Source organism: Lentzea kristufekii (assembly GCF_033949925.1).
GTDB lineage: Bacteria > Actinomycetota > Actinomycetes > Mycobacteriales > Pseudonocardiaceae > Lentzea > Lentzea kristufekii.
Genome location: NZ_JAXAVV010000003.1, coordinates 376,005 through 401,952, shown reverse-complemented (window position 1 = coordinate 401,952; position 25,948 = coordinate 376,005). Strand labels below are relative to the sequence as shown.

The window sequence follows — 25,948 nt, the reverse complement described above, 5'->3', positions numbered from 1 at the left end:
CAACGATTACCCTGCGCCACAAGCGTCTGCCAATTGAGATACTCGTTCGGAGTACGTCTTACGGCAGAACGTTGCCTTACCGTACGATCCTTTTGGGTCGTATGACTGATCAGTCACCCGAAGGGGACCTCACAGGGGTAGGTGCGCCATGGACCACGCACTGAACAAGGTCATCGAGCTGCGCGAGAGTGGCTTTCAGTTCCTCCACCTGAGGGACGACGCCGGGCAGCTCGACCGCATCATGGCGTTCAAGCAGCGCAGAGGCTTCATCGACTCGATCCTGTTCTGGTCGGAGACCGAGGCGCGCGCGGGACGTCTTCCCGCGGTTCGCGACTCGGCTCGCCCGGCACAGGCCGTGTGGATCTACGAGGGCCCGCTGATCGAGGCCGTGGACAGGCTGCTGGACCTGCCTGAACCCGGCTCGCGCAACGCTCCCTCGCTGATGAAGGCGACGGCCTCGGACCTGGCCGTCGTGACGACGCTGCCGTTCAAGCTGAAGCTGCCGCCGGGGGCCATCGCCTAGGCCGGCCCGTCAGTTCTCTTCCAGGTCGCCGCGCTTCACAGCGCTGATGAACGCTGCCCAATGGGGCGCGGTGACTTCAGGACTCGTCTGGTTCTTGGAGTCGCGCACGCGCGCGACTGAGCCGGTCAGAGCAATCTCGACGCAGCTTCCGTTTCCGCCGTTGTTGCTGCGGCTGCTCTTGCGCCACACAACAGACACTTCGACCCCTACCTCTCGGCAGCCAGCCTCTCGATCCACGCTGCGGACTCCTCGTGAGTCAACGCCAGCTTCGAGAGGTGCCTGAAGTTGAGGATAGTGGCCTTCACGCGTGCTGGATCGTCGATGTGAAGCGATCCGCCGACGTGCTCGACGTAGAGGATCTTCGGGTCTCCGCTGTACGGGAAGTCCAGCAGGTTGAAGCCGCCGTTGTGTCCGTCATGCAGTCCTGCTGTGTCCAATACGACCTGAATCGTGACGTTCGGTAGCAGGCCGGCCTGGTTGATGTGGAGAAGTTGATCGCGGTCCGCATAGCGGAGCGCCGCCTCGGTGATGATCGCGTGGTAGGAGATCCGTTTGTCACCGACAAGACGCTTCTGCCGCCGCTCGCGTATGGCGATCTGGTCATCGATCCACTTCTTCGACCGCTGAGCGCGCGACCCGGCGAACAGCGTCCGCATGTACCCCTTGCTCTGAATCATCCCCGGGATGTAGTTCGGCTGGAACTCCCGAACCGCCGAGGCGTCGTGTTCCAAACTGATGTAACCCTGATCCTCCAGGCGGTACTGCTTCCACCAGCCCTTCTCCTTGGCCAGTTTCCACATCTCCAGGTAGGGCTCCGACTCGTCGCCGATCACGCCGTAGACATCGAGCATCGTGCGCGGAGCGTGGATGTCCGGCACCTGGCCGTTCTCAATGCGACTGAGCTTCGGAACGTTGTAGTCGATCCGGTCGGAAGCCTCGCGCTGACTCAACCCGGCTCGCTCGCGCAGCAGCTTGAGCGCCTCGCCGAGGCGTCTCTGCCGGAACGTGGGTTCAGCCACGGTCCAAACGTTACGGGCAAGATCCGGAATTTGAGATTCTCACTCGTCGAGTGCGGTGAGGAACGTCCTGGTCATGGACCACTTCCACCGCATCGAGTACCACCGCCGCCTCCCGGACGGCGCAATGGTGCTCGAGCACACCGAAGAGGTCGTCGACCACGGTTGGTACATAAGAAAAGGCGGCGACTGGCGGCGCCGGTACACGCTGGAGTGCGCGTGCGACTTCATGTCCAGGGCCGGAACGAAACCGGGGCTCTACGCGATATCCGTGTGGCGGGGCGCGGATCGGGTTTGCACGACCACTGTGCGCTGGCGCCCCCTAAAGGATGAAGAACTTCCCTCGCCTGAGTTACGCAGCTTGATGTAGAGGGTCCGAACACGACACGTTCGCGCCTATGAACCTCAGGAAGACCGTCGCGGGGGCCGCTGTTGCCCTCGGCAGCGCTACCGTCATGCTCGGCCTGGGTGGTATCGCCAACGCGGACACCGGGTCCGCCGCCGTTCACACCGCGCCCGACCTCGGTGGCCAGCTGGGCGACATCGCCAGCGTCAGCGACCTCGCGTCCGTGAACACCGCCGACGCGACCGGCAAGATCCAGGCCATCAACGCGCAGGACCTCGACGCCAACGCGCTGGTCGAGAACGTCGACGCCGGTGCCACCGGTCTGCCGGCCTCCACGCTGCTCGGCCTGAACGAGCCGAACGGTGTGCCGACCGGCGCCGCGTCCGTCGACATCTGATCTGACCAGACCTTCCTGGCCGGGGCGGCGCCCGATTCCCTCCCCCTCGAATCGGGCGCCGTCCCACTTTTCTCGGAGCGGAAAGCCTTGAGCATCAAGAAGATCGTCGCCTCCGCCGGCATCGCCGCTGGTGCGATCGCCGCGATGGCCGGCACCGCGAGCGCCGCGCCGCAGCTGCCGGACGTCGACCCGATCGGCAAGGTCAGCGAGCTCGGCGACAGCGCCGGTGTCAGCACGCTGCACAACTTCGGTGGCAACGTGGAGATGATCCACGACGGCACCAAGATCATCGGCGGCTAGAACTACCGGCCTGCCGCATAGCCCTGGGCGCCGCGTGGATTCGCGCCGGCGCGCAGGAGTCCGTCGGAGGCGTCCCTCGCCACGGCGGACATGCGGCCCAGGGTCCACTCGCCGGCGTCCACGACCTGGTGGCCACGCGATCGCAACGCATCCAGGACGTCCGCGCCGGCGCGGGACTCGATGACGAGTTCGCCCGGCGTCCAGGCTCGCGGGTAGAACGAGCTCGGGAACGCGTTCGAGTGCCACATCGGCGAGTCGATCGCCTCCTGGAGGTTCAGGCCCGCCTGGAGCGCCAGCCAGAAACCGAGCTGCCACTGGTCCTGCTGGTCGCCGCCGGGAGTGCCGAACGCGAGTGCCGGGCGGCCGTCGCGCAGCGCCATCGACGGCGACAGGGTGATCCGCGGACGCTTGCCGGGAGCCAGTGAGTTCGGCAGACCCTTGTCCAGCCAGAACATCTGGGCGCGGCTGCCCAGGCAGAAGCCGAGCGACGGAATCGTCGGCGACGACTGCAGCCAGCCGCCGGACGGCGTCGCGGAGACCATGTTGCCCCAGCGGTCCACGACGTCCACGTGCACGGTGTCGCCGCGCGTCACGCCGGAGCGTTCCACGGTCGGCTCGCCGATCGCGCCCGTCGGGTCGGCCAGCAGGGTCGACGTCCCGCTGATGATGTGGTCGGGCAGCAACGGTTCCCGGCCGTCGGGTGAGCCGGGCCGGAGTTCGAACGAAGCCGTGGACGAGATCAGCGCACGGCGTTCTGAGGCGTACGAGCGTGACAGCAGCGTCTCCAGCGGCACGTCCGGAACGTCGCCGTACCAGGCCTCGCGGTCGGCGAACGCCAGCTTCGCGGCCTCGACGGCGAGGTGCACGGTCTCGGCCGTGGGCTTGCCGTCCACATAGGACAGGTCGTAGCCCTCCAGCAACCGGAGCTGCTGCGCCAGCACGGGTCCCTGCGTCCACGCGCCGGCCTTCACCAGCGACCACTCGCCGAAGTCCGCGACGAGCGCGTCCTCGTAGGAGGCCTCCCACGACGCCATGTCGGCACCGGTGAGCACACCCGCGTGGTCACGCCCGGAGTCGTCGCGGAACTCCGAACGGCAGAACTCGTCGATCTGCGCGGCGACGAACCCCTGCGACCACGCCCGGCGCGCGGCCTCGATCTGCGCCTCGCGATCGGCACCGGCGGCCTCGGCGGCGGCCAGCAGCCACTCCCAGGTGTCGGCGAGCCTGGGGTTGCGGAACCGGCCGCCGGGAGCCGGCAGGACGCCGTCGGGCATCCACTGCGCGGCGGACGTCGGCCAGTGGTCGCGGAAGAGGTCCGAGACCATTCCGATCGTGTGGGCGGCACGTTCGACGAGAGGGAAGCCGTCACGGGCGTAGCCGATCGCCCGGTCGAGCACCTCACGCAAAGTCTTGGTGCCGTGGTCACGCAGAAGGGTGAGCCACCCGTCCCACGCGCCCGGCACGGTCGCGGCCAGCAGTCCACTGCCCGGGATCAGCGACAGCCCCAGATCGGTGTAGTGCTCGATCGACGCTCCGGCCGGCGCCACGCCCTGCCCGCAGAGCACCTGAGGGGCCGCGCCGGCGGCCGAGAAGATGATCGGCACCTCGCCGCCGGGGCCGTTGAGGTGCGGTTCCACGACCTGCAGGACGAATCCCGCGGTCACGGCGGCGTCGAAGGCGTTGCCGCCGTCCTCCAGCACCGCCATGGCCGACGCGGAGGCCAGCCAGTGGGTCGATGCGACCATGCCGAAGGTGCCGACGAGTTCCGGGCGCGTGGTGAACACCCCATAAAGGTACGCGAGGCTAACTATTTTGCGTGACTCCAAGTGACCTACACCCCAGGCCCGAACGGAGCAGACCCTGATCCCCGTACGACTTTGGTCGTAGCGGACCGTGACAGATCTCCTACCAGAGGTCTACCGACGCGGACGATGTTTCGAACACCGTCGAACGGCACAGTTCTACACATGGGAATTCTGGGAATCGCGACGATCTTCATCGGCCTCGCGCTCGTGGCAGCGGTGCCGTTGGTGGCCCTGCTCCACTGGACCGACCGTTGAGTTCCAGGTAACGAGCGTTAACCTCCTCGCGAGCAGTTCGCTTCGAGGAGGATGAAGGCATGGAGATCTCGGGTACCGCGGCCATCGTCACCGGTGGCGCGTCCGGCCTCGGCGGCGCGACGGCACGCGCGCTGGCGGCGCGTGGAGCGCAGGTGTTCGCTCTCGACCTGCCCAGCGCCATCGCGAACGCCGACGCGATCGAGAACGTCACCTACCTGGCCGCCGACGTGACCTCGGGCGAAGAGGTCCAGGCCGCCGTCGACACCGCCGCGGGCTCCGGCGCCCCGCTGCGCATCACGGTGAACTGCGCGGGCATCGGCCCGTCGTCCCGCACCGTCGGCAAGACCGGCCCGCACGACCTCGACCTCTACCGCAAGATCATCGAGGTCAACCTGATCGGCACGTTCAACGTCCTGCGCCTGGCCGCCGCGGCCATGGGCAAGACCGAGGAGCTCGAGCACGGCGCGCGCGGCGTCATCATCAACACCGCGTCGATCGCCGCGTTCGACGGCCAGATCGGCCAGGTCGCCTACGCCTCGTCCAAGGGCGGCGTCGTCGGCATGACCCTCCCGGCCGCCCGCGACCTGAGCAACGTCGGCATCCGCGTGCTGACCATCGCGCCCGGCATCGTCGACACCCCGATGCTCGCCACGGTCTCCGACGAGTTCCGCGCGGGTCTCGCCGCCGGCATCCCGTTCCCGAAGCGCCTGGCCCAGCCGTCGGAGTACGCGCAGCTCGCGCTCTCGATCATCGAGCACGACTACCTGAACGCAGAGGTCATCCGCATGGACGGCGCTCTGCGCATGGCGCCGCGCTAGCGCGGCGATCGCTAACCGTTGCCGCGTTTGCCGCCGGTCAGACGGGTGCATCACGGCGCCGCCCCCCGCCCCTCATATCGGGCATATGGGGGGCGGGGGGGGCGGTGTCGTGAGGTGCCCTGCTGATCGCCGGCAAACGCGGTGACGATTGCGATCGCCGCGCTAGAGGTCTCCGGCAAAGGGCAAGCGGGTCATCGCGTCCGAGGTCATCCACTCGCGCAGGCGGTGGGTGGCCCGGACGTCGTCCTCGTTGTACCAGAGCAACCGCTGTCGCTGATCGACGTCGAGCTCGTCGCCGTTCATCCCGACCGCGGACCGGTACCAGCGCATGGAGTTCTCGCCACCGGCCTCGGGATCACGCCACGAGAACCCGGCGGCCGGCGCGATGACCTTCAGGCCCTTGCCGTGCGCGCACAGGAACTGCTCGCGGACGATCCCGAACAGGTCCACCCACGAGTCGGACCCGATGAACTCCTTGATCTGCGCGACCGTCGGGATTCCCGGCTTGCCGGCGAACCGTTCCGCCGACGCCAGCAGCCAGCGGTTCTCCGCCAGCTCGTTGTAGCAGTAGGCGCGGAACGACAGCCCGCGCGCCTTGGCCCGCAACCGGATCCCGGTCAGCCAGGTCCAGAACTCGGCGAACGAACGGGCCTCGTCGTCGCACGGCAGCGCGTCCCACGTCACGAACGCGCGGTAGCCGTGCTCCTCGTCGATGTCCTTTCCGGACAGCAGGCAGCCCCACATGTACGCGCCGAGGTCGCCGAAGCTCTCCATGTCGACGTCGACCTCGACGTCCGCGCGCGGCACGTTCATCTCGGGCACCCGGCGCACCAGCGTCAGGTCGCGCAGCCACGCCCGCGCCAGCACCACGGCGTCGCCGAACGGCATGCCGACGAGCTGGACCGGGCCTTCCGCCGACGGGTCGAGCTCGGCCAGCTTGTCCACAGTGGACAGGCCGATCTTGCGCAGCGCCACCGCGTCCTCGCCGCGCACGACGAGGCTGACGTCCCTGCCCTGCTTCAGGTCGCGGTCGCACGTCGGCCACCACGGGCACGTCTTGCAGTCGACGATCCGCGACGGGCGGGCCAGCGGGTCGTTCTCGTTCGCGGCCGCCAGCGCCACGGCCAGCCGATCGCTGAACCGGGCGTCGTACTCGGCCAGCGCGTTGCGGCCGCCGGGCCACGTCGGCGCCTCGAGGTCGTGCCACAGCACGACGTCGGCGTCCATGCCGATCACACCACCGGTGGCGCGCCCGTTGCGCGCGTAGCCGGCGGCCTGCAGCTGCCGTTGCGCGTGGGCCAGCCGCAGCTGGTCACGGGGCTGGGGACGGACCTTGCGGTGCGGGTCCGTGCGGCTGCCGTCGGGCAACGGCATCGTCAACGGGCTCGTGCGAGCGCCCTGGCCGGGATCGGTGATCTTGTGCCGGACCACCAGCACCGGCACGTAGCCGGTGGAATCCTTGACCAGCAGGTCGATTCCACCTCGACGGCCGCCGCGCGGGTCACGGGGCAGCGCGGCGCCCCAGATGTACTGCGCGCCCATCTCCATCGCGGCGAGCGTCACGCGTTCGCGGTCCGCGCTGCGCACGTCGGGTCCGCTCGGCACCTCGAAGAGGTTCGAGCCGACGATCCGGCCGAGCGCGTCCGCCACCGCGCGACGGTGGTTCGCCGCGTCCGCTTTCCGTTGTTCCGAAGCCGGATCCGGCGCCGCCTTGGGAGCGTCGCGCATTTCCGGATCGTTTTCGAGGTGCACCCGCCGCCGACAACGAGTGACCACGCCGGCGTCTAGCTGCACCTGGGAAGTCACAGGATGCAGGGTATGTCGCGCGTCGGGGAGATGTGTCGGCAACCTGGGCAGTAAGTTTCACGTGACGGAGGAGGTGTACCCGAATGGCGCGCAAAGCGAAGGCCGGCTTCACGCCCGGCCGAGCCAAGAACCTGGTCGGTGTCGCGAAGGTGGTGGCGCCCGCGCTCATTCCGGTGCTGGCTCCGGTGATCGCCCGCGGAGCTGGGGTTTTGAGCGAGCAGTACGACCGGTACCGGGCGCGCAGGCTCGGCATCGACGTCGCGGACATCGGCAAGTACTCCGGATACGGCGCCCGGCTGCACGCGCGAATTGTCGGCTTTTCGGAGTCGCTGGAGACATTGCGTGCGACAGATTCCGATTGGGTTTCGAAGACCGAGGCCCGGCTGACGCAGTTGCTCGCCGCCGTCCGCGCGTCCGAACGCATGCCGACGGCCCGGCGCAAAGCAGCGCACCGGGCCGTCGGGACTGATCTGGAGGTCCTGGAGCAGGAGTTGCTCAGGCGCCTGAACGTGCGGTGACCTCCGGCGTCTTGCCGGTCACCTCGGCCACGGCCTTGACCGCCGCCTCCTCGACCACCTGACCGGGGTCGAGGTGCGCGGTGACCTCCTCCATCACCTCGGCGACGCGCTCCTCACGCCTGATCATCGGGTCGGAGCGCAGGTCCTTGGCCAGCGAGACGCACAGCCCGACCATGACGACCATGAACGGCAGCGCCGCGATGATCGTCAGGTTCTGCAGCCCTGTCAGCGCGTTCGACCCGCCGACCAGCAGCATGACCGCCGCGACGGCACCGGTCAGCACACCCCAGAAGATCACCACCGGCTTCTTGGGCCGGATGGTGCCCTCCTGCGAGAGCGTTCCCATCACGATGGACGCGGCGTCGGCACCCGACACGAAAAAGATCGCCACCAGGACCATGACGATCACCCCGGCGATTCCCGCGAGCGGGAACTGTTCGAGCAGAGAGAAGAGCTGCGACTCGGGCGTCGACTGACCGGCGAGATCCACGCCGTTGCGCTGCTCGAAGATCGCAGTGCCGCCCAGGATCGCGAACCACACCAGAGACACCGCGGACGGCACCATGATCACGCCGGCCACGAACTGCTTGATCGTGCGGCCACGCGAGATCCGCGCGATGAACATGCCGACGAACGGCGTCCACGAGATCCACCACGCCCAGTAGAAGATCGTCCACCCGGACATCCACGTCTCGGTCGCGTCGCCACCGGAGGCGGCGGTCCGGCCTGCCATGTTCGCGAGCTCGCGGAAGTAGTCGCCCAGCGCGGTCGGCACCAGGTTCAGGATGAAGACCGTCGGGCCGACCACGAACAGGAACAGCGCCAGCACGACGGCCAGCACCATGTTGATGTTCGACAGCCACTGGATGCCCTTCGCGACACCCGAGACGGCGGACGCGACGAAGGCCACGGTCAGGATCGCGATGATCGCGACCAGCACGCCCTTGCCGACGCCACCGGCCCAACCGGCGGCCTCCAGCCCGCTCCCGATCTGCAGGGCGCCGAGGCCGAGGGAGGCGGCCGAGCCGAACAGGGTCGCGAAGATGGCCATCACGTCGATGGCGCGGCCCCAGCCCGACGCGGCACGACGGCCCAGGAGTGGCGTGAACGCCGAGCTGATCAGCGAGGACCTGCCGCGGCGGAAGCTGCTGTACGCGATGGCGATGCCGACGATGGCGTAGATCGCCCACGGGTGCAGCGTCCAGTGGAACAGCGTGGTGGCCATCGCGGTTTCGAGGGGATCACCCTCGGTGCCGGGCGGCGGTTTGACGAAGTGGGTCAGCGGCTCGTTGACGCCGTAGAACATGAGGCCGATGCCCATGCCGGCGCTGAACATCATCGCGACCCAGGACACGGTCTTGAACTCGGGTTTCTCGTCGTCCTGGCCGAGCGGGATCTTCCCGTACCGGCTGAACGCGAGCCACAGGGCGAAGACCACGAACCCGGAGGCCGAGATCACGAAAGCCCATCCCAGGTTCTGGATGATCCAGCCGAGCGCGGCCTTCGAGGCGGCGGCCAACGAGTCTGTTCCTACGATTCCCCAGGTCACGAACGCAAGCGTGAGACCTGCGGCAACGCCGAACACAACCCGGTCGGTACGGCCCGGCCTGTCGCATTGAACGGTCATGCGGCCCGTGGTACCCGGTCATGGACCTGTCCAAACTCCTCCGATTACCCTCAAGCCTCGTGAGCACACGGACGAGTGAGTTGCGCACCCTTCGGGGTGGCGCGCTCGCGTTGACGTCCGCCGCGCTCACGATCACCGCCCACGGGCTGGGCGGCGGCGAGCTCTCCGAGTTCATCCACGCGTTGCCGCTGGTGGTGCTGATCGCGTTCGCGGCGGCGTCACTGGCCGACAAGCGCACCGGCAGGCTCTCGGTCATCGCCGGCCTCGGCACGGCCCAGCTCGCGCAGCACCTGCTGCTGACCTGGGTCAACCACGAGCACAACAACACGCTCACCGGCCGGATGTTCGTGGCGCACCTCGTCGCCGCGACGCTGACCGGCATCCTGCTGTTCCACGCCGAGAACGCCCTGTTCAGGCTGATCGCCGCCGTCACCCGCCTGATCCCCCGCAGGCTCACGCCGCTGCCGGTCACGACGCCGGTGCGGACGTTCACCAGCACGCCGTACGTCCAGAACGCGCACCACCTGGAACTGTCGCGTGCGAACGGGCGGCGCGGCCCGCCCTGTGACTCCTGATCATCCGCATCCCTCTGCAGATCCCTTTGGCATCAGGAGCCACAACTTCATGTCGACAAATCGATTTGGCGTGCGCACGCTCGCCGTCCTCGCCGTTGCCGGAATCGCCGTCCTCGGCACCCCGACCATCGCGTCGGCGCACGTCAGCGCCCAGCCCGCGGAGTTCACCCAGGGCGGCCGCGCGACGTTCGCGTTCCGCGTCCCGAACGAGCGCGACAACGCCGGCACCACCAAGATCGAGGTGACGCTGCCGCAGGACACGCCGCTCACGTCGGTGCGCACCAAGCCGCTGACCGGCTGGAAGGCCGAGGTCGTCAAGGGCAAGCTCGACAAGCCCGTGACGATCGCCGGCAAGGAGGTCACCGAGGCGTTCACCTCGATCACCTGGACCGCGGAACCCGGCACGAAGATCGGGGTCAACGAGTACCAGGAGTTCTACGTCGCCCTCGGCACCCTCCCGGAGAAGGACACCCTGCTGCTGCCGACCAAGCAGACCTACGAGAACGGCGAGGTCGTGGACTGGAGCCAGGCTCCCGGCGCCGACGGCAAGGAGCCGGAGCACCCGGCGCCCGCGCTGAAGCTGGCCCCGAAGAAGGCCGGCGACGACGGCCACGGTGGCCACGGCACGACCCCGGCCGCCAACGGCACCGACACGCACGAGGCGTCCGCTGCCGGTTCCGACAAGACCGCCCGCTACCTCGGTGGCGCCGGTCTAGCCGTCGGCGCGCTCGGCCTGGGCTTCGGTGTCGGTGCGATCCTGCGTTCGAGGCGCAAGGCATGAAGCGCGCTCTGATCGCGTTCCTGTTCGCTGGTGCGGCCGTGCTCGTCACGGCCGCCCCCGCGGCGGCGCACAACGCACTGATCGCCAGCGACCCGAAGGACAAGTCATCGCTGGAGGCCGGTCCCTCGACGGTCACGCTGACGTTCGACCAGGACGTGCAGGGCGGCCAGGGGATCAACACGATCTCGGTGGTCGACTCGAACGGCGGCCACTACGAGGTCGCGGGCGACCCGACGATCAAGGACACCACGGTCTCCGCGAAGGTCAACGCCCTGGGCAAGGCCGGTGAGTACAAGATCGGCTACCGCATCCTGTCCGCGGACGGGCACCCCGTCTCCGGTGAGCTGACGTTCACGCTCACCAAGGACGGCACGGGCACGCCCACCGCGCCGGCGAACAACGCCGCGTCCGGTGACTCGGGTTCGAGCGACGGTCTGCCCATCTGGGTCTGGATCGCCGGCGCCGTGGTCCTGCTCGGCGGTGGCGTGTTCTTCGCCCTGCGCGGCGGAGGCGCGAAGGCATGAGCGACGTCCGGACCGCCGCCCCCACCCACTACCGCGTGCTCGCCGGACTCGTGTTCGGCGCACTCGGAGGCATCGCGCTCGGCCTCGTGCTGGCACCACCCGTCGTGGTCGCCGGGGTCGTCGACGCCGGGGCGGCGGTCCGGTACGGCCTGCCGATCACACGGGTGCTGCTCGACGTCTCGGCGACGATCGTCGTCGGGCTGTCGATCCTGCCGAAGCTGCTCGGCTTCGACCGGCCCACGCACACCGAACCCGTCATGCGCATCGCCCGGCCGGTCGCGGTCGTCGCCGCCGCCGTCTGGGTGATCACCGCCCTGATCGCGATCGTCCTGCAGGCCGCCGAGCTGCGGCCGGGCAGTGACGTCAGCATCGGCAACGCGATCGACTACATCGCGAACGTCGGCGCCGGCAAAGGCCTGCTGTTCAGCGCGGCCTGCGCGTTCGTCTACCTGGTCGTCGGCGTGATGGCGGTGCGCAGCGGCGAGTCCGTACCCGCTGAGCTGCGGATTCTCATCTCGATGTTCGGGCTGCTGCCGATCCCGGTCACCGGCCACGCCTCCAACTGGAAGTACCACGACTACTCGATGGTCTCCATGGAGCTGCACGTGCTGGGCGCCGCGGCGTGGACGGGCGGGCTCGGCGCGTTGATGGCGCTGGTCGCCTACCGCAAGGGGCTCCTGGCGATCGCGCTGCCGAAGTTCTCGAAGGTCGCGACCGTCAGCCTGGTCGTCGTCGCGGTCACGGGCCTGTTCAACGGGCTGCTGGAGCTGATCCTCAACCCGGTCGTGCCGTTCCCGCAGTCGCTGTTCACCACCGGCTACGGGTTGCTGTTCCTGGGCAAGGCCGTCTGCGCCGTGCTGATCGCGGTGCTCGGCGCCCACATCCGGTGGCGGCTGCTGCCGAAGATCTCCCAGCACAAGGTCACCGCGATCGTCCAGTGGGCGATCCTGGAAGTGACGATCATGGGCGTCGCCTTCGGGCTCGCCGTCGTCCTGAGCCGCGCTCCGGTCAGCTGAAGCCCGTCGCGACCCTGACCAGGTCGGCGAGTGCACGCGAGCGGCTGTGCGGAGGCCACGCGATCACCGTCGTGACCTGAGGTGCGTCGACGACCGGAATCGCGACCAGCCCCTCGGCCAGCCCGGTGCGGACGACTTCCGGCAGGACGGCGACGGCCCGGCCGAGCTCGATCAGCTGGAACAGCTGGGTCAGGTTGCGCACCTCGACCCCGGAGCCGTCCGGGTACGTGCCGTCCCGGCGGGGCCAGCGCGCGAGGTCCGGCAGGTCGCTGACGTCGGCCACGCGCAGCTGGGACCTGCCGGCCAGCGGGTGCGCGGCCTGCACGACCGCGACCTGGCCCTCGGTGCTCAGGACCTCCACGTCGAGGCCTGTCGTCGGGTCGTACGGCTCGTGCAGCAGCGCCACGTCGGCCCGTCCGTCGAGCAGCGGGACGTGGGTGTTCGACTCGCACAGCAGGACGTCGACGGGCACGGCGCCGGGCTCGACGGCGTACGCGTCGAGCAGCTTCGCCAGCACCTCACCGGAACTGCCGGCCTTGGCGGCCACGACGAGCGACGGCCGGTCGGCGGCAGCGGCACGGGTTCGCCGTTCGGCCGCCGCCACCGCACCGAGGATCGCCCTGCCCTCCGCCAGCAGCACCTCGCCGGCGCCGGTGAGCGAGACCTTGCGGCTGGTGCGGATCAGCAGTGCGACGCCGAGCCGGTGTTCCAGCTGGGCGATCGCCCGCGAGAGCGGTGGCTGGGCGATGCCGAGGCGTTCGGCGGCACGGCCGAAGTTCAGTTCCTCGGCGACCGCGACGAAGTACCGGAGCTCTCTCGTCTCCACGCCGCCACGGTATCCATACCGGCCGGGTATCGCTGCCGCACCGAAGTGGTGTTGGTCCTGACGGCGTTCCGGACCACGATCAAGTGCATGAGCGAACAGACGATTGCGCTGGTCACCGGCGCGAACAAGGGCATCGGATACGAGATCGCGGCAGGCCTCGGCGCACTGGGGATCAGCGTCGGAGTCGGGTCGCGGGACCACGAACGCGGCGAGGAAGCAGTGGCGAAACTACGCGCGAACGGCGTCGATGCGTTCGCTGTGCCGTTGGACGTGACCGACGACGAGAGCGTGGCTTCCGCCGTGTCACTGCTCGACGAGCGGTTCGGCCGCCTCGACGTGCTGGTGAACAACGCGGGGATCGCGGGGCCGTGGCCCATGGCACCCTCGGCCACGACGGCGGAGAGCCTGAGGCAGGTGCTGGAGACCAACGTGATCGGCGTTGTCAGGGTCACCAACGCGATGGTGCCGCTGCTGGGACGGTCGGTGCGGCCGCGCATCGTCAACCAGTCGAGCCATCTCTCGTCACTGACCCTGCAGACCACACCGGGCGTGGAGCTGGGTGACGTCAACGGGGTCTACACGCCGTCGAAGACGTTCCTGAACGCCATCACGGTCCAGTACGCCAAGGAACTCACCGGCATCAAGATCAACGGTGCCTGTCCCGGCTACGTCGCCACCGAGTTCAACGGTTTCCAGGGACACGAGACGCCGGAGGACGGCGCGAGGATCGCGATCAGGCTGGCCACGCTGCCCGACGACGGTCCGACCGGCGGTCTGTTCGACCACGCCGGGACCGTGCCCTGGTGAGAACGGGCCGAATGTTCAACGTGAAACATCCACGACTTCGACCACGCTCGACGAGTGGTCCGATCGGAGCGACGAGCTGTGCGCGAACGGACTAGTCGGTGATCAGTCGGGCCGAAGATTCTTCGCGCATCCGCGCCAGCCGGTTCATCGTCCGCTGACCGCGGCGGTCCAGCTCACGGCTGTCGATCCAGCCGTTGGCGTAGTAGCGGTAGTCCTGTGCCAGCGCCACGAGTTCAGCGAGGTAGTCGGCGGACCGTCGCCGGCGCTCCTCGTCGAAGCCCGCCAGCAGTGGTAGCTGGGTGTCCACCACCTCGTCGAGCAACTGCGCGGACCGCAGCGCTCTCTTGGAACGCCACCTCCGAGTAAGGCTCACGCGCCGCACCTCGTCCTTCGCCCCGACCTGCCGCACCTTAGGCGTGGATTTCTCGCCCGTCGATGCTGCATTCGTGTGCGAAGGTCCTGGCGTTACCGGTTCGTGTCCCACACCATTCAAAAGTGGTGCTATAGGACCCAAACGAGATGAGATCTAGGCGGCCGACTCGGCTCCGGTGAACCGGGCGACGCGGTCCGCGAGCTCGCGGGCCTCGGGGTTGTTGCGGCGCTTGTCGGCTTCCTGGCGAAGCGGCTCCATGCGCTGCTTGGTGCGGACCGACTTGAGGCTCTCCGACAGGTCGACGGCCTGGCGGCCGATCTTGGCGCCGTGGTCGATGTCGCCCTCGAGCAGGTGGTTGATCGCCATCGAGGTCAGGTTGAACGAACGGCTGCGCGCGTACTCGTCGCCGAAGTTGTTGATCGCCTTGGACAGCGCGGGAATCGCGGTCCTCGTGTACTTGGGGTCCACCGTCTGAGCGAGCTCCGTGTGCACCGTGCCGATCATGGACGAGAGGTCGATCTCGTTGAAGAACCGGGCCCACGCGGGCGCCTCGGCGATGTTCGAACGGGAGAACTCGTCACGGGCGCGGCCGAGCAGCTTGAGCGCCTGCTCGTCGGAACCCATCTTCGCGTAGGCCCAGGCCTCGTTGGCGCACAGGATGCCCACGGCCAGTTCGGAACCGGAGTTCTGCGCGGCCAGCTGGCCCAGCTGGAACACCTTCAGCGCGTCGTCGGGGGCGTTCTGGTGCAAGTAGACGCGGCCCATGCGGTACAGGATGTTCGCCATCAGCGCCTCGTTCTCGCCCTGCTTGGCGAGGTCGAGCGCCTGACCGAAGTGGTTGCGGGCGGAGTCCATCAGGCCCGTGTCGAACGACGTCCAGCCGGCGAGGTTGTGCAGGTCCGCCAGTGCGACGAAGAGTCGCTGGCGAACGATGTCCGTGGAGCTGGCACCGAGCATCTGCTGTCCCCAGGACAGCTGGGCGACCACCGCGTCGCGGCAGGAACCGCCGCCGTACTGGTAGTCCAGGGCACGCAGAGCCCGCGTCGCCGCTTCGACCTGGCGCACATCGGTCATGCCGATGCGTCCCGGAGCCGGAGTCTGTGTGGGGTGTGAAACCCACGACCCGGAGTCCGCTCCGAACACGGCCGCGCCCACTGTCACGGCGGCGGCGTGCGCGAGGAACTTCCGACGCTTCACCGACTCGTCCTCCTCAGGATGGGGTGAGTCCGCGGTCGCGGCCACCCGTACTGCCGTTGTCTCGTCATAGGCGAGACCCATGTATCCACGTGGGACACCCAAGCCGACGGCGATCCTCGTCAGGACGTCGTACGCCATCACCTGGCGTCCCTTGAGGATCTCCGAGACCTCGGACTGCGATTGCCCGGTGAGCGCCGCGATCTGGCGCTGGGACACGCCGTGCCTTCGGAGCAGCCGGTAGACCGAGCTGATCTCTCGTCGGGCCAGTGCGTCCCGCATCTCCTGGTGGTCCCACACCTCGGTGGGGATCGGAGAGCCCTGGGAACTCATGGTGTTCATCGCGCACCCTCACAGTCCGTTGGGCGTCATCGGCAGACTAGGGGCAGGTCCCCGAGCCCGAGAAGTCCTCTTCGGCGGAGCTGATCGGCTCTACCGAACACCGCTTACCGCTCACCGTAAGACTTCCACCGGTGGGCGCTGTGACGTCCCGTTCCGGCATGAATCATCGCAATCTGGACTCCGGTAAGCGAGTGAGCACGGAGAGGAACGACCTAATAGTGGACAGCTCCTCCTCAGGCTCCACCTCCATTGTGGAGACGGGTGACACCGACTCCACATGGCGCGGCATGACCGGGCAACGTCGGACGTGGCAGATCAGCTGCGGCGACGTGGTCGACCGGGACCGCCAGCTCACCGTGAAGGTCGTTCAGGGCCAAGTGGTCCTGGTAGGCCCTCCCGGGGAGACGGCAGTCTTGTCCCACGACCAGCTCGTACAGCTCAGGGCTGCGCTACGCGAAGCCGCCGACCAGGCGGAAAGGTGACGGTGACGTTTCGATGGACGCGATCCTCGGACAGGTTCTTCGCAACGCTGTGTGGGAACGCCTCGACCTGCTCACAGAGCTGGCGAGCCGCGCTGACGCCCCGTCCCTCCTGTCGGTGGCTCGATCCGAGCTCCCTCGGCTGACCGAGGGATGGCGTGCTCTGCTGGCAGCGCACGAGCCGGACGAGAAGGGCAACTGCCCTGAATGTTCCGGCCGTTGGCGCCAGCAGAAGTCACCTTGCTCGGTGTGGCGCGCCGCGTACGAACACCTGGTCGCGGGCGGACTCGCCCCGCGCCCGGCTCGCCATCTGCGCGAGGCCCCGGTGACTCCTCCTGTCACCCGGTCCCGCCGCGCGGTGGCTCGAGCCCACTAACGGGCGTTTGCGACTGACCTGGCGTCCCCCCGACACGACCAGGTCTGCAAACCGCCTACTGACCGGTGGCCCGCGATGTGCGAACCCCCGACCGCGACATCGCGGGCCCCGGTCAGCTTTACAACTCCACAGATTCCCGCGGGCCGGTGACGTGCACCTTCCCTCCCCGACCGTCGCCGGTCCGCGGTCACCAACCACGGCCCTCGCCTGCACCTCCCGCGCAGGTGAGGGCCGTTTTCACGTCTTCTACCTGTGGGTGCCGGTCTTCCACGTCAGGTACGAGGTCAGGCCGGGGAACAGCCGGCCGGAGATCTCGAACGCCTTGAGCTGCCAGGGGAACAGGTGCTCGGCGCGTTCCTTCTCCACGGCGTCCACGATCGCTTTCGCGCACTGCTGCGGCGTGACCGTCGGGATCATCCGCGCGATCGCCGGGATCCTTTCCTCCGCGCCGGGGTTGTTGTTGAAGTACTCGCTGGAGACCTTGCCGGGCACCACTTCGCTGACACCGACACCGGTTCCCCGCAGGTCGAGGCGCAACGACGCGGTCAGTCCGCGCAAAGCCCACCGCGACGACTGGTAACCCGCGCAGCCGGGAATCGGCAGCCGCGACACCGGCGAGTTCACGTTGACGATCCAGCCGGAACCGCGCGACCGCATGGCGCCCAGGTACTCCCTGGTCAGCAACAACGCCGCCATGTAAGGCACAGCGGTCATCGTGACCAGCTCGTCGGACGACGTGTCGTCGAGGAACAGCCAGCGCCCGACACCCGCGTTGTTGACCAGCACGTCAGGGGCCGGCACGTCCTCGGCGAGTGCGCGGATCTGCCCGGCGTCCGCGAGATCCGCCTGATGAGCGGTCGCCGAGCCGCCGAACTCCTTGATCCGTTCGACCTGCAGATCGAGCAGTTCGGCGCTCCGGGCCACAAGGTGGACGTGCGCGCCGTGGGCCGCGAACCGGAACGCGGCCTCGGCGCCGATTCCCTGGGACGCTCCCGTGACCAGAACCTTCTTGCCCTCGACCTGCATCAGACCACCGATCGCACTCGACTCATCAACACCGCCGCCAGCGTCGTCGCCAGCGCGGAGACCGCGAACAGACCGCGGTAACCACCCAGGTTGGCCAGGATCAACGCCGTCAGCAAGGGGGCGATGACCTGCGGCAACGCGTTGGCCACGTTGAGCACGCCCAGGTCCTTGGCCCGATCGGACGCGGTCGGCAGCACCTGCGTGAGCAGCGCGATCGCGACGGCCCAGTACGTGCCGAAACCGACGCCGAGCAGCGGGGAGGCGATCAGGACGGCGGTCCAGGTCGGCCAGATGACCAGGATCAACGCCGCCAGCGCCATCACGGCCGAGGCACCGTACACATACGGCTTGCGACGCCCGGAACGATCACTCCGTGCGCCGAACAGCACCGCTCCTGCGGCGAGCGCCACCCCGTAGAGCGCCATGAGCACCAGCAGCCCGTCCTCGGGTGACTCGTGGTGGACCACGTCGCCGAGGAAGTAGAGGAGGTAGAGCGTCCCGAACGCGTTGCCGAGGTTGATCATCAGGTGACCACCCCACGCCCACGCGAAGTCGGGGTTCTGCTTGGGCGAGATCCAGAACGTCGGCCTGACCGGCTTCACGACGAGCTGCGTGTCCGGCGTGCGCAGGACGAAGAAGATCGCGCCGACCAGCACGATGACCGCGCACGCCAGGTAACCCGCGGTCAGTCCGCTGACCAGCAAGGTCACCACGACCGCGCCCAGCACCGTGCCGAGCATCTGGCTGATCCCGATCAGCCCGCCGACCTGGGCGCGTTGCTCGACGGGCACCCGGTCCGGCACGGCCGAGGTCAGCGCGGCGAGCATGCCGCCGATACCGGCCTGCACGAGGCACCAGCCGATGGTCATCACGACGACCGACGGCGCGTTGGCCAGCACGGCGAGCCCGAGAGCACCGATGACGGCGCCGGCCAGCGTCCACGGGTGGCGACGGCCGAACCGCGAGGTCGTGCGGTCGGACAGGAACCCGATCAACGGCACGACGAGCAACGACACCAGGCCGCCGAACCCGGTGACGATGCCGAACACCAGCTCCTTGTCGGCCTTGTCCAGCATCTCGGCCTGTTGCGGCAACAACACCTGGATCGGTGCGTAGACCGCCAGCCACAACCCGAGGTTCGCGCAGAACAGCCAGGCCATCCAGCCGCGGCGAACCCGCACCACCGGCTCAGCGAGGGCTTCACTCACCGCTGATCACCTTTCTGTACCAGTGGAACGAGTCGCGCGGCGTGCGGGTCTGCGTCTCGTAGTCGACCTGGACCAGGCCGAAGCGCTGCGAGTACCCGGCCTCCCACTCGAAGTTGTCGAGCAGCGACCACACGAAGTACCCGGCGACGTCCGCTGCCTGCGCGGCCTTGAGGTGTCCGTCCAGATAAGAGATCCGCTCGGCGTCGTTGATCTCGTCGGGGAAGCTGCAACCGCTTTCCGTGACGTACACCGGCGGCAGGTCCGGATGCCGCTCGCGCAGCGCGTTGATCATCTCGGTCAGCCCGGCCGGCACGATCGGCCAGCCGAAGCCGGTGCGCTCGTACTCGTCGATCTCCACCAGTTCGAACGGCAGCGGGTTGCCCTCCGACGGCGCCTTGAGCCGCGTCGGGTTGTAGTAGTTCACGCCGTAGAAGTCGAGCGGCTGGTGGATCGTGGCCAGGTCACCATCGGCGATAGGCAGAAGCTCGGCGACTGCGTCCGGATATCGGCCCGACAACATGGGGTCCGCGTAGATCCAGTTGTGAATTTCGCTGTAGGCCTCGGCGGCTGCTACGTCATTCGGCCCAACCGGCCACGCGGGAGTGTGGTTGTTCGCCGTGCCAACGGCCTGCGCGTTGTACGAACGGAGCACTTCGACCGCACGGCCGTGAGCGAGGTTCAGGTGGTGGGCGGTCGGCAACGCGTCGAAGAGCAACGTCTTGCCGGGCGCGTGCTCACCGATCGCATAGCCCTGCAACATCACCATCGCGGGTTCGTTGATCGGGATCCACATCTTCACGCGGTCGGCGAGCCGGTCCGCGACCAGCGCCGTGTAGTCGGCGAACCGGTCGGCGATGTCCCGGTTCAGCCAGGCGCCCTCGGCTTCCAGTTCGAGCGGTGTGTCCCAGTGGTACAACGTCACCACGGGGGCGATACCGACGTCGACGAGCGCGTCGACCAGGCGGTCGTAGAAGTCGAGTCCCTCGGCGTTGACTGGTCCTTTGCCGGACGGCTGGATGCGCGGCCACGCGATCGAGAACCGATACGCGTTCACGCCGAGTTGCGTCATGAGCGCAACGTCCTCGCGCCACCGGTGGTAGTGGTCGCACGCAACGGAAGCGTTCTGGTTCTCGTGTACAGGAGAGAACTCGTCCCACACAGAGGGGCCTCGGCCGCCAGCGCTGAACGCGCCCTCGATCTGGAACGCGGACGTCGACACTCCCCAAAGGAAGTCGCTCATCGATCCTCCAAATGTGAAACTTGTTCGGATCGTAGGCGTGTTGACAGGTTCAGGGAAGTGAAAGAGCCGTGCAACAGGCAAGATGTGAAGTACCCGAACTACTGGGAGTCGCCGTGACGAGCACCACCCCGCTTCGCCGTCAGCCCGTCCAGCAGCGCAGCGCCAAAAGAGTCGAGCGAATGCTCGAAGCCTGCGCCACCCTGATCGACGAGGTGGGCTACGACGGCGTCACCACGACGTTGATCGCGGAGAGAGCGGGCGTCGCGGTCGGTTCGCTCTACCAGTTCTTCCCCGACAAAAGAGCCGTCGTGCAGGCGCTGACGCTGCGCAACGTCGACAAGTTCTCCCTCGGCATCACCGAACGGCTCGAGCAGGCGACACTCGAGCACTGGTGGGACGCCGTGGACACGGTGTTCGACGTCTACGTGACGATGCACCGCGAGATCCCCGCGTTCGGGAAGCTGCACTTCGGTGACGTCGTGGACATGCGCCTGCTGGACGACCGCCGCGACAACAACGCCGTCATCTCCGACAAGATCTCGGAGCTGATCTCGGGCAAGTTCGGCATCCCGATGGTCGAGGTCCAGCTGCCGATCGCGATCGCCGTCGAAGCCGCCGACGCCGTGATGAAGATGGCGTTCCGCAAGAACCCGACGGGCGACCAGGCGATCCTGACCGAGGCCAGGGCCCTGGTCAGGGGCTACCTGTCGTCACGCCTGCCGGTCTAACCGAAGTTCCGGCGCTCGCCGCGGTACGTGGGCACGGTGCGCTCGATGCGGTCACCGTGCACCAGGTGCACCTCGTCGAACCGCTCGAACAGCTCGCCGGCCTTGGCGTGCCGCATCCAGACGCGGTCGCCGATCTTCAGCTGCTCCGCCGCCTTGCCGGTGACCGGCGTCTGCACCTCGCCTGCTCCCTCGAGGCCGAGCGTCTTCAGCCCGGCCGGCAGGTACGGCGACGGCTGGCGGTCGGGCGTCGGCGTGCCGGACGCGATGTAGCCGCCGGCGAACAGCGTGGCCACCCGCTTGGTCGGCTTGCGCACCACGGACAACGCGAACAGCGCCGCCGGTTCCGGCTTGAACGCCTGGTAGCCGTCGAACAGCGTCGGCCCGAAGAGCCCGGACCCCGCCGCGAGCTCGGTGACCGACGGGTCGGACCCGGTGAGCTCCAGGCTCCCGGTGCCGCCACCGTTGACGAACTCCAGGTCGGCGACCTGGCGGACCGCGGTGACCACGGCCGTGCGGCGCTGGATCAGCTCAGGTCCGGACTTGCTCTGGATGAGCCGGATCCCGATCGCGCGAAGCGGCTGACCGGGCGGGTTGTCCCCCAGACCGGCGATCTGCCCCTCGTAGGCCATGACGCCGACCAGCGTGAAGCCCTGCCGTTGCACGATCTTGGCGGCGAGCGCCCTGGCCTGCTGCGGCGTGTGGATCGACGAACGGCGCGGTCCGATGTGCACACCGGGCAACGGCCGCCACGAGACGTCGAGCTCCAGGCAGACCCGGATGTCGGCGTGCGGACCGATCGCCGCGTCCACGAAGTCGAGGTGCTCGGTGGAGTCGACCATGATCGTGACGCGCTGACGTGCGGTCTCGTTGGCCGCGAGCTTCTGCAACGACGCGCGGTCCGCGGTCGGGTAGGCGACGAGCAGGTCCTCGCTGACGTTCTGCTCCGACAACCACAACGCCTCGGCCAGCGAGTAGCACATGACGCCGGCGTAACCGGGCCGTTCGAGCGCCCGGCTCACCAGTTCGCGCACCCGGATCGACTTGCTCGCGACCCGGATCGGATGACCGGCAGCGCGACGGGCGAGGTCCGCCGCGTTGTGGTCGAAGGCATCCAGGTCGACGATCGCGAACGGAGGATCCAGGTCCTTCGTCGCGGCATCGAGTCGAGTTCTGCGCATGTGCTGACGGTACGTCCTGAACCCTTGAAACGTGAAGAGCTTTCACTTACGTTACTCGCAGGTCACACTCTCTCGTGGAGGTTCGCGTGTGGACGAACTGGGCTAAAACGGCTTCGTGCACGCCTGCGCGCGTCGTCCACCCGTCCAGCACTGATGAGATCGCCGCAGCAGTCCTCTCCGGCGGCCGCGTCCGGGCACGAGGCAGCGGCCACTCGTTCAACGACATCGCCGTAGCCCCGGAAACCGCACTCGACCTGGACCGATGGACCGGGATCGTACGCGCGGACGCGGAGACCGGACTGGTGACCGTCCGCTCCGGCACTCCCCTGCGCGTCTTCAACGCGGACCTGCACCGCCTGGGCCTGGCGATGCCGAACCTGGGCGACATCGACGCCCAGACCGTCGCCGGCGCGGTCTCCACCTCGACCCACGGCACCGGCGGAAAGCTGGGCGTCCTGGCCACCGCCATCGAAGCGCTGGAACTGGTCCTCGCCGACGGCTCCGTGGTCACCTGCTCCCGGACCGAACGCCCGGACCTCTTCAACGCGGCCCGCGTGGGCCTGGGCGCACTCGGCATCATCAGCACCCTGACCCTGCGCTGCGTCCCGTCCTTCGTGCTGCAGGCCCAGGAGTCCCCCGGCCGGCTCGACGCCGTGCTGGAGCAGTTCGACGACCTCTGCGCCGTCGAGGACCACGTCGAGTTCCACTGGTTCACCCACTCCGACCGCGTGATCCTCAAGCGCAACAACAGGATCACCGAGCCGGCACGCCCGCTCTCCAAGCTCCGCCAGGCCTGGGAGTACGAGGTCATGGAGAACGCCGCGTTCGGCGCGGTCACCAAGGTCGCCAAGACCTTCCCCCGCTACACCAGGCGCCTCAACGAACTCTGCGGCTCGCTGATCTCCGAGCGGTCCTATTCGGACTACTCGCACAACGTCTTCGTGACGCCCAGGCGCGTGAGGTTCGTGGAGACCGAGTTCTCGATCCCCCGCGAGACCCTGATGGACGTGATCGGCGAGCTCCGCGCCGTGGCCGCCAAGCTGGGAGAGCGCGACCACCTGATCGTCCCGTGCGAGGTGCGCGTCGCCCAGGCCGACGACATCTGGCTGTCCACGGCGAACGGCCGCGACACCGCGTACATCTCGATGCACCAAGCACTCGGCATGCAGTACAAGGCTTTCTTCGACGCGTACGCGAGCATCGCGGCGTCGGTCGGCGGCCGCCCGCACTGGGGCAAGATGCACGACCTGACCGCGACGGAGCTCCGCCCGCTGTACCCGCACTTCGACGACTTCCTGCGGGTGCGCGACGAGGTCGATCCAGGCAGGACGTTCACGAACCCCTATCTGGACCGCGTGCTCGGCTAGAGGATCACGCGAACGGCGTCGGCGACCGGCGTCTCGCCGTTCACCAGCTCCAGCGTCTTGCCGATCGTGTTGGGAGCGTTGAGCAGTTCGGCCAGCACGGCGGCGACGTCCGCGCGGGTGACGGACGCCCGCGGCAACCGGGGTTCGGCCAACGTGACCAACCCGGTCGGCTCGTCGTTCACCAGAGGCCCTGGCCGCAGGATCGTCCAGTCGAGATCACGCGGCTTCAGGTCTTCCTCGGCCAGCTTCTTGGCCTTCAGGTACACCGCGAACTCGGGATCCACCGACGGCGAGTCAGCGGACTCGATCCCGACGGTGGACACCTGCAGGAACCGCCGCACCCCGGCCTCGACGCAGGCGGAGGCGAAGAGCGCAGCGGCCCCGTAGTCCACGGTGTCCTTGCGGGCGGCACCAGATCCGGCACCGGCACCAGCGGCGAACACGGCCGCGTCAGCGCCGTTCAAATACGCGGCGACCGAGTCCAGATCAGCGGACTCCAGGTCGCACAACACCGGAACGGCTCCGGCTTCCTGCACATCGGCGAAGTGATCGGGGTTGCGGACCAGTGCTGTGGCGGCGTCTCCTCGGGTGGCCAGCAGCTGCTCGAGAAGCAGCGCGATCTGCCCGTGTCCGCCGGCTATGACTACTCGCATGGCCCGACCGTAGATCAGGAAGCGGTGGCGAGCACCTGCTCGTAGACCAGTTCGTTGACCCAGCGGGTGATGGCGGTGTCCTCGGAGGGCACGTTCTCCTGGCGGCCGGACACGTCGACCGAGAGGTCCTTCTCGTCGTCGGCCAGCAGCACGGAGACGCCGTAGCGGCGCACGCGCGGCAGGCAGTTCGCGAGGTAGTCGTGCGAGAAGGCGACCGACTCGGGCAGGACGACCGCGGCGTTGCCGTAGCGGGCGAAGGGAACGGAGGAAGCCAGCGCCGTCCTCCAGTGACGGGCGACCGCCAGGACGCCGACGATCCGCACCGCGGCGGGGGGAACGCGGCCTTCCATCTCCGGCCACACCCACGTGGAGACGGTGGTCTTGTCGGCCTCGGGGCCCGCGCCCACGCACACGCGCTCGGCGTGGGCGTCGGCCAGGAGCTCGGCCACGACGACGACCTTGCGGCCCATCAGGACCATTTCGGGGAGAACCACGCCGTGCCAGCCGAGGCGGATCGCCGCAGCGGCTGCCAACTCCTCGACGGACGCGGGCAGTTCCGGAACCGGGACCGGGGTGGTCGACAGACCGTTCGAGCTGTCGAGCGCCGCGATCCTTGCTGGGGTGCTGCTCACGCCAGTGCCTCCTCGTCACCCGCGGCGGGAGATCCGCCGCGTTTCGACTCGTGCTCTGCATAAGAATTAGCAGGAAGCGCGCGGCCCGCCCCCAGGTCACAGGACCCCCTGCGATCGACGGCGCCGACCGGTCGGTGACCGGTCGAGGAGTGGCGAGGGGAATTCGGTCCTGCTGTGCTGCCGTCTGGGTGACGTTAATCCGGATGGACGCACCAAAAGAGCTGCTCAGGGTGTGTGCGCCAGGCGTGAGGGCAAAAAGCCGGTCAGCGGCGCCGGTCACCGCCCGCCGACCGTTCACCGTGCCAGAACGACCACCTACATGATGATCACGGTCTTGCCAGGCCCGTGACCTGCGAAAACGTCAGTCGCCTCGCGCAACGGCACGCGTCGGCCGATCGGCACTTCCAGATCACCCGACTGCACCATGGACGCCAGTCGCACCAACAGTTCCCGTGACCCCTTCAAGCCGAAGTTCTGCGCGGGATCAGCGGAAACGTAGTTGGTGTTGAAGGCCAGCGGGGCGTAGCGCGCGTTCGCCTCGAACGACGAACGGTCGGCGCTCACGAGGTCGATGAGCGCGTCGGCCTCGGCCAGGGAGTCGCCACGGCCGATCGGGATGACGCGCTTGCCGGCCGCGCGCGCGATCTGGACGGCGAACGACCCGACGCCGCCGGACGCACCGACGATCAGCACGGATTGTGCGGTGCCGAGTGACTCGACCAACTGCAAAGCGGTCATACCCGCGGTCGGCAATGCGGCGGCAACGGCGGGATCCAGGTCTTGCGGCAACGGCGCCAACGCGTTCGTGGCCGGAACTGTGACGTACTCGGCGTATGTTCCGCCGCCGACGGGACGGCGGAAGAAGGTGCCGAAAATCCTCTCTCCGGAACCTTCCACCTCACCCGCACCATCAGTTCCGGGAACCAGCGGGAACTGATGGGGGGCGGAATCGCGGAGCATCCCGTTCACCACTTTGCGGTCGAACGGGTTGACACTCGCCGCGAGCAGCCGGACCAGGAGCTGACCTGGCTCTGGCGTGGGCCTGGGAACCTCGACGAGCTCGAGTTCCGAGCCGAAGTCGGCAGCCGCTATCGCCCACATGGCGCCCCCCGAACGAGTGACAGACATCACCTGTTGGATCAAGGAATCCGATACTGCCGATCAACGAAAGAACCCCCCTCGCGATTCCGCGAGGGGGGTTCCATCTGTCTT

Annotated in this window: 29 protein-coding genes; 14 read left to right on the top strand and 15 right to left on the bottom strand. The window is 68.1% G+C overall.

Annotation, left to right across the window (positions count from 1 at the left end; translation table 11 throughout):
• Positions 1–148 precede the first annotated feature (148 nt).
• Positions 149–523 carry a hypothetical protein gene (locus SK571_RS08810; protein ID WP_319983513.1) on the top strand — a complete coding sequence of 125 codons (375 nt, stop codon included), beginning with the start codon at positions 149–151 and terminating at the stop codon, positions 521–523.
• A 9-nt stretch (positions 524–532) separates the two neighbouring features.
• Here the strand turns inward: SK571_RS08810 and SK571_RS08805 are convergent, their stop codons facing one another.
• Together SK571_RS08805 and SK571_RS08800 are read right to left on the bottom strand one after the other, a co-directional pair.
• On the bottom strand, positions 533–712 hold the full coding sequence (locus SK571_RS08805; protein WP_319983512.1) for a DUF397 domain-containing protein: 180 nt from the start codon (positions 710–712) through the stop codon (positions 533–535).
• A 17-nt stretch (positions 713–729) separates the two neighbouring features.
• The gene (locus SK571_RS08800) at positions 730–1,542 is read right to left on the bottom strand and encodes a helix-turn-helix domain-containing protein (protein ID WP_319983511.1); all 813 of its coding nucleotides are present in this window, start codon (positions 1,540–1,542) and stop codon (positions 730–732) included.
• A 395-nt stretch (positions 1,543–1,937) separates the two neighbouring features.
• On the opposite strand from SK571_RS08800, the gene SK571_RS08795 reads away from it, so the two are divergent.
• The gene (locus tag SK571_RS08795) at positions 1,938–2,282 is read left to right on the top strand and encodes a hypothetical protein (protein ID WP_319983510.1); all 345 of its coding nucleotides are present in this window, start codon (positions 1,938–1,940) and stop codon (positions 2,280–2,282) included.
• Positions 2,283–2,369: 87 nt separating this feature from the next.
• Positions 2,370–2,582 (top strand): hypothetical protein, encoded by a 213-nt coding sequence (locus tag SK571_RS08790; protein WP_319983509.1) that lies wholly within the window; start codon positions 2,370–2,372, stop codon positions 2,580–2,582.
• Between the two features lie 2 nt (positions 2,583–2,584).
• Here SK571_RS08790 and SK571_RS08785 read toward each other — a convergent pair whose 3' ends face one another.
• A complete protein-coding gene (locus tag SK571_RS08785) occupies positions 2,585–4,366 on the bottom strand; it encodes a gamma-glutamyltransferase family protein (RefSeq protein WP_319983508.1) in 1,782 nt (593 codons plus the stop codon).
• 335 nt (positions 4,367–4,701) lie between these two features.
• Between SK571_RS08785 and SK571_RS08780 the strand changes: the two genes are divergently transcribed.
• Positions 4,702–5,460 (top strand): SDR family NAD(P)-dependent oxidoreductase, encoded by a 759-nt coding sequence (locus tag SK571_RS08780; RefSeq protein WP_090006670.1) that lies wholly within the window; start codon positions 4,702–4,704, stop codon positions 5,458–5,460.
• A gap of 162 nt (positions 5,461–5,622) precedes the next feature.
• Here the strand turns inward: SK571_RS08780 and SK571_RS08775 are convergent, their stop codons facing one another.
• Positions 5,623–7,266 (bottom strand): TM0106 family RecB-like putative nuclease, encoded by a 1,644-nt coding sequence (locus SK571_RS08775; protein ID WP_319983507.1) that lies wholly within the window; start codon positions 7,264–7,266, stop codon positions 5,623–5,625.
• Positions 7,267–7,349: 83 nt separating this feature from the next.
• Here SK571_RS08775 and SK571_RS08770 point away from each other — a divergent pair, with 83 nt between their 5' ends.
• Complete coding sequence (locus SK571_RS08770; protein ID WP_319983506.1) at positions 7,350–7,784, top strand: DUF6474 family protein; 435 nt, start codon at positions 7,350–7,352, stop codon at positions 7,782–7,784.
• Here the strand turns inward: SK571_RS08770 and SK571_RS08765 are convergent.
• A complete protein-coding gene (locus SK571_RS08765; protein WP_319983505.1) occupies positions 7,762–9,411 on the bottom strand; it encodes a BCCT family transporter in 1,650 nt (549 codons plus the stop codon). The genes SK571_RS08770 and SK571_RS08765 overlap by 23 nt on opposite strands.
• 59 nt (positions 9,412–9,470) lie before the next feature.
• Between SK571_RS08765 and SK571_RS08760 the strand changes: the two genes are divergently transcribed.
• From SK571_RS08760 to SK571_RS08745, 4 genes are all read left to right on the top strand, one after another.
• The gene (locus SK571_RS08760; protein ID WP_319983504.1) at positions 9,471–9,986 is read left to right on the top strand and encodes a hypothetical protein; all 516 of its coding nucleotides are present in this window, start codon (positions 9,471–9,473) and stop codon (positions 9,984–9,986) included.
• 70 nt (positions 9,987–10,056) lie between these two features.
• Complete coding sequence (locus SK571_RS08755) at positions 10,057–10,767, top strand: YcnI family copper-binding membrane protein (RefSeq protein ID WP_319983503.1); 711 nt, start codon at positions 10,057–10,059, stop codon at positions 10,765–10,767.
• Positions 10,764–11,291 (top strand): copper resistance CopC family protein, encoded by a 528-nt coding sequence (locus SK571_RS08750; protein ID WP_319983502.1) that lies wholly within the window; start codon positions 10,764–10,766, stop codon positions 11,289–11,291. The genes SK571_RS08755 and SK571_RS08750 overlap by 4 nt, the downstream gene beginning before the upstream one ends.
• Entirely contained in the window at positions 11,288–12,307 is a 1,020-nt protein-coding gene (locus tag SK571_RS08745; protein WP_319983501.1) for a copper resistance D family protein, read from the top strand. Before SK571_RS08750 ends, SK571_RS08745 begins: the two co-directional genes overlap by 4 nt.
• Here the strand turns inward: SK571_RS08745 and SK571_RS08740 are convergent.
• Positions 12,300–13,133, bottom strand: a complete 834-nt coding sequence (locus SK571_RS08740) for a LysR family transcriptional regulator (RefSeq protein WP_319983500.1) — start codon at positions 13,131–13,133, stop codon at positions 12,300–12,302. The genes SK571_RS08745 and SK571_RS08740 overlap by 8 nt on opposite strands.
• Before the next feature lie 87 nt (positions 13,134–13,220).
• On the opposite strand from SK571_RS08740, the gene SK571_RS08735 reads away from it, so the two are divergent.
• Positions 13,221–13,940: an SDR family oxidoreductase gene (locus SK571_RS08735; RefSeq protein ID WP_319983499.1), complete on the top strand. Its 720-nt coding sequence runs from the start codon at positions 13,221–13,223 to the stop codon at positions 13,938–13,940.
• A gap of 91 nt (positions 13,941–14,031) precedes the next feature.
• On the opposite strand, the gene SK571_RS08730 is transcribed toward SK571_RS08735, so the two are convergent.
• On the bottom strand, positions 14,032–14,313 hold the full coding sequence (locus SK571_RS08730) for a hypothetical protein (RefSeq protein ID WP_086664898.1): 282 nt from the start codon (positions 14,311–14,313) through the stop codon (positions 14,032–14,034).
• A 153-nt stretch (positions 14,314–14,466) separates the two neighbouring features.
• The gene (locus SK571_RS08725; RefSeq protein ID WP_266036404.1) at positions 14,467–15,849 is read right to left on the bottom strand and encodes a helix-turn-helix domain-containing protein; all 1,383 of its coding nucleotides are present in this window, start codon (positions 15,847–15,849) and stop codon (positions 14,467–14,469) included.
• A gap of 191 nt (positions 15,850–16,040) precedes the next feature.
• Between SK571_RS08725 and SK571_RS08720 the strand changes: the two genes are divergently transcribed.
• Positions 16,041–16,331, top strand: coding sequence for a hypothetical protein (locus tag SK571_RS08720; RefSeq protein WP_093595003.1), 291 nt, complete (start codon positions 16,041–16,043; stop codon positions 16,329–16,331).
• A 13-nt stretch (positions 16,332–16,344) separates the two neighbouring features.
• The gene (locus SK571_RS08715) at positions 16,345–16,704 is read left to right on the top strand and encodes a hypothetical protein (protein ID WP_030480258.1); all 360 of its coding nucleotides are present in this window, start codon (positions 16,345–16,347) and stop codon (positions 16,702–16,704) included.
• A 246-nt stretch (positions 16,705–16,950) separates the two neighbouring features.
• On the opposite strand, the gene SK571_RS08710 is transcribed toward SK571_RS08715, so the two are convergent.
• Genes SK571_RS08710 through SK571_RS08700 form a run of 3 tightly spaced genes read right to left on the bottom strand, consistent with a single transcriptional unit; the run spans position 16,951 to position 20,178 of the window.
• Complete coding sequence (locus SK571_RS08710; RefSeq protein ID WP_319983498.1) at positions 16,951–17,730, bottom strand: SDR family NAD(P)-dependent oxidoreductase; 780 nt, start codon at positions 17,728–17,730, stop codon at positions 16,951–16,953.
• Positions 17,730–18,890, bottom strand: a complete 1,161-nt coding sequence (locus tag SK571_RS08705) for an MFS transporter (RefSeq protein WP_319983593.1) — start codon at positions 18,888–18,890, stop codon at positions 17,730–17,732. The genes SK571_RS08710 and SK571_RS08705 overlap by 1 nt, the downstream gene beginning before the upstream one ends.
• 40 nt (positions 18,891–18,930) lie before the next feature.
• Positions 18,931–20,178, bottom strand: a complete 1,248-nt coding sequence (locus SK571_RS08700) for a GH1 family beta-glucosidase (RefSeq protein WP_319983497.1) — start codon at positions 20,176–20,178, stop codon at positions 18,931–18,933.
• 113 nt (positions 20,179–20,291) lie between these two features.
• Here SK571_RS08700 and SK571_RS08695 point away from each other — a divergent pair, with 113 nt between their 5' ends.
• Positions 20,292–20,906, top strand: coding sequence for a TetR/AcrR family transcriptional regulator (locus tag SK571_RS08695; protein WP_319983496.1), 615 nt, complete (start codon positions 20,292–20,294; stop codon positions 20,904–20,906).
• Here the strand turns inward: SK571_RS08695 and SK571_RS08690 are convergent.
• Positions 20,903–22,084, bottom strand: coding sequence for an amino acid deaminase/aldolase (locus tag SK571_RS08690; protein WP_319983495.1), 1,182 nt, complete (start codon positions 22,082–22,084; stop codon positions 20,903–20,905). The genes SK571_RS08695 and SK571_RS08690 overlap by 4 nt on opposite strands.
• Positions 22,085–22,170: 86 nt before the next feature.
• Between SK571_RS08690 and SK571_RS08685 the strand changes: the two genes are divergently transcribed.
• Positions 22,171–23,451 carry a D-arabinono-1,4-lactone oxidase gene (locus SK571_RS08685; RefSeq protein ID WP_319983494.1) on the top strand — a complete coding sequence of 427 codons (1,281 nt, stop codon included), beginning with the start codon at positions 22,171–22,173 and terminating at the stop codon, positions 23,449–23,451.
• Here the strand turns inward: SK571_RS08685 and SK571_RS08680 are convergent.
• From SK571_RS08680 to SK571_RS08670, 3 genes are all read right to left on the bottom strand, one after another.
• Positions 23,448–24,104, bottom strand: a complete 657-nt coding sequence (locus SK571_RS08680; RefSeq protein ID WP_319983493.1) for an NAD(P)H-binding protein — start codon at positions 24,102–24,104, stop codon at positions 23,448–23,450. The two genes, SK571_RS08685 and SK571_RS08680, sit on opposite strands and share 4 nt — an antisense overlap.
• A gap of 14 nt (positions 24,105–24,118) precedes the next feature.
• Complete coding sequence (locus SK571_RS08675) at positions 24,119–24,736, bottom strand: hypothetical protein (RefSeq protein WP_266036389.1); 618 nt, start codon at positions 24,734–24,736, stop codon at positions 24,119–24,121.
• Positions 24,737–25,051: 315 nt separating this feature from the next.
• Positions 25,052–25,837, bottom strand: a complete 786-nt coding sequence (locus SK571_RS08670; protein WP_406601956.1) for an NADP-dependent oxidoreductase — start codon at positions 25,835–25,837, stop codon at positions 25,052–25,054.
• Positions 25,838–25,948 lie beyond the last annotated feature (111 nt).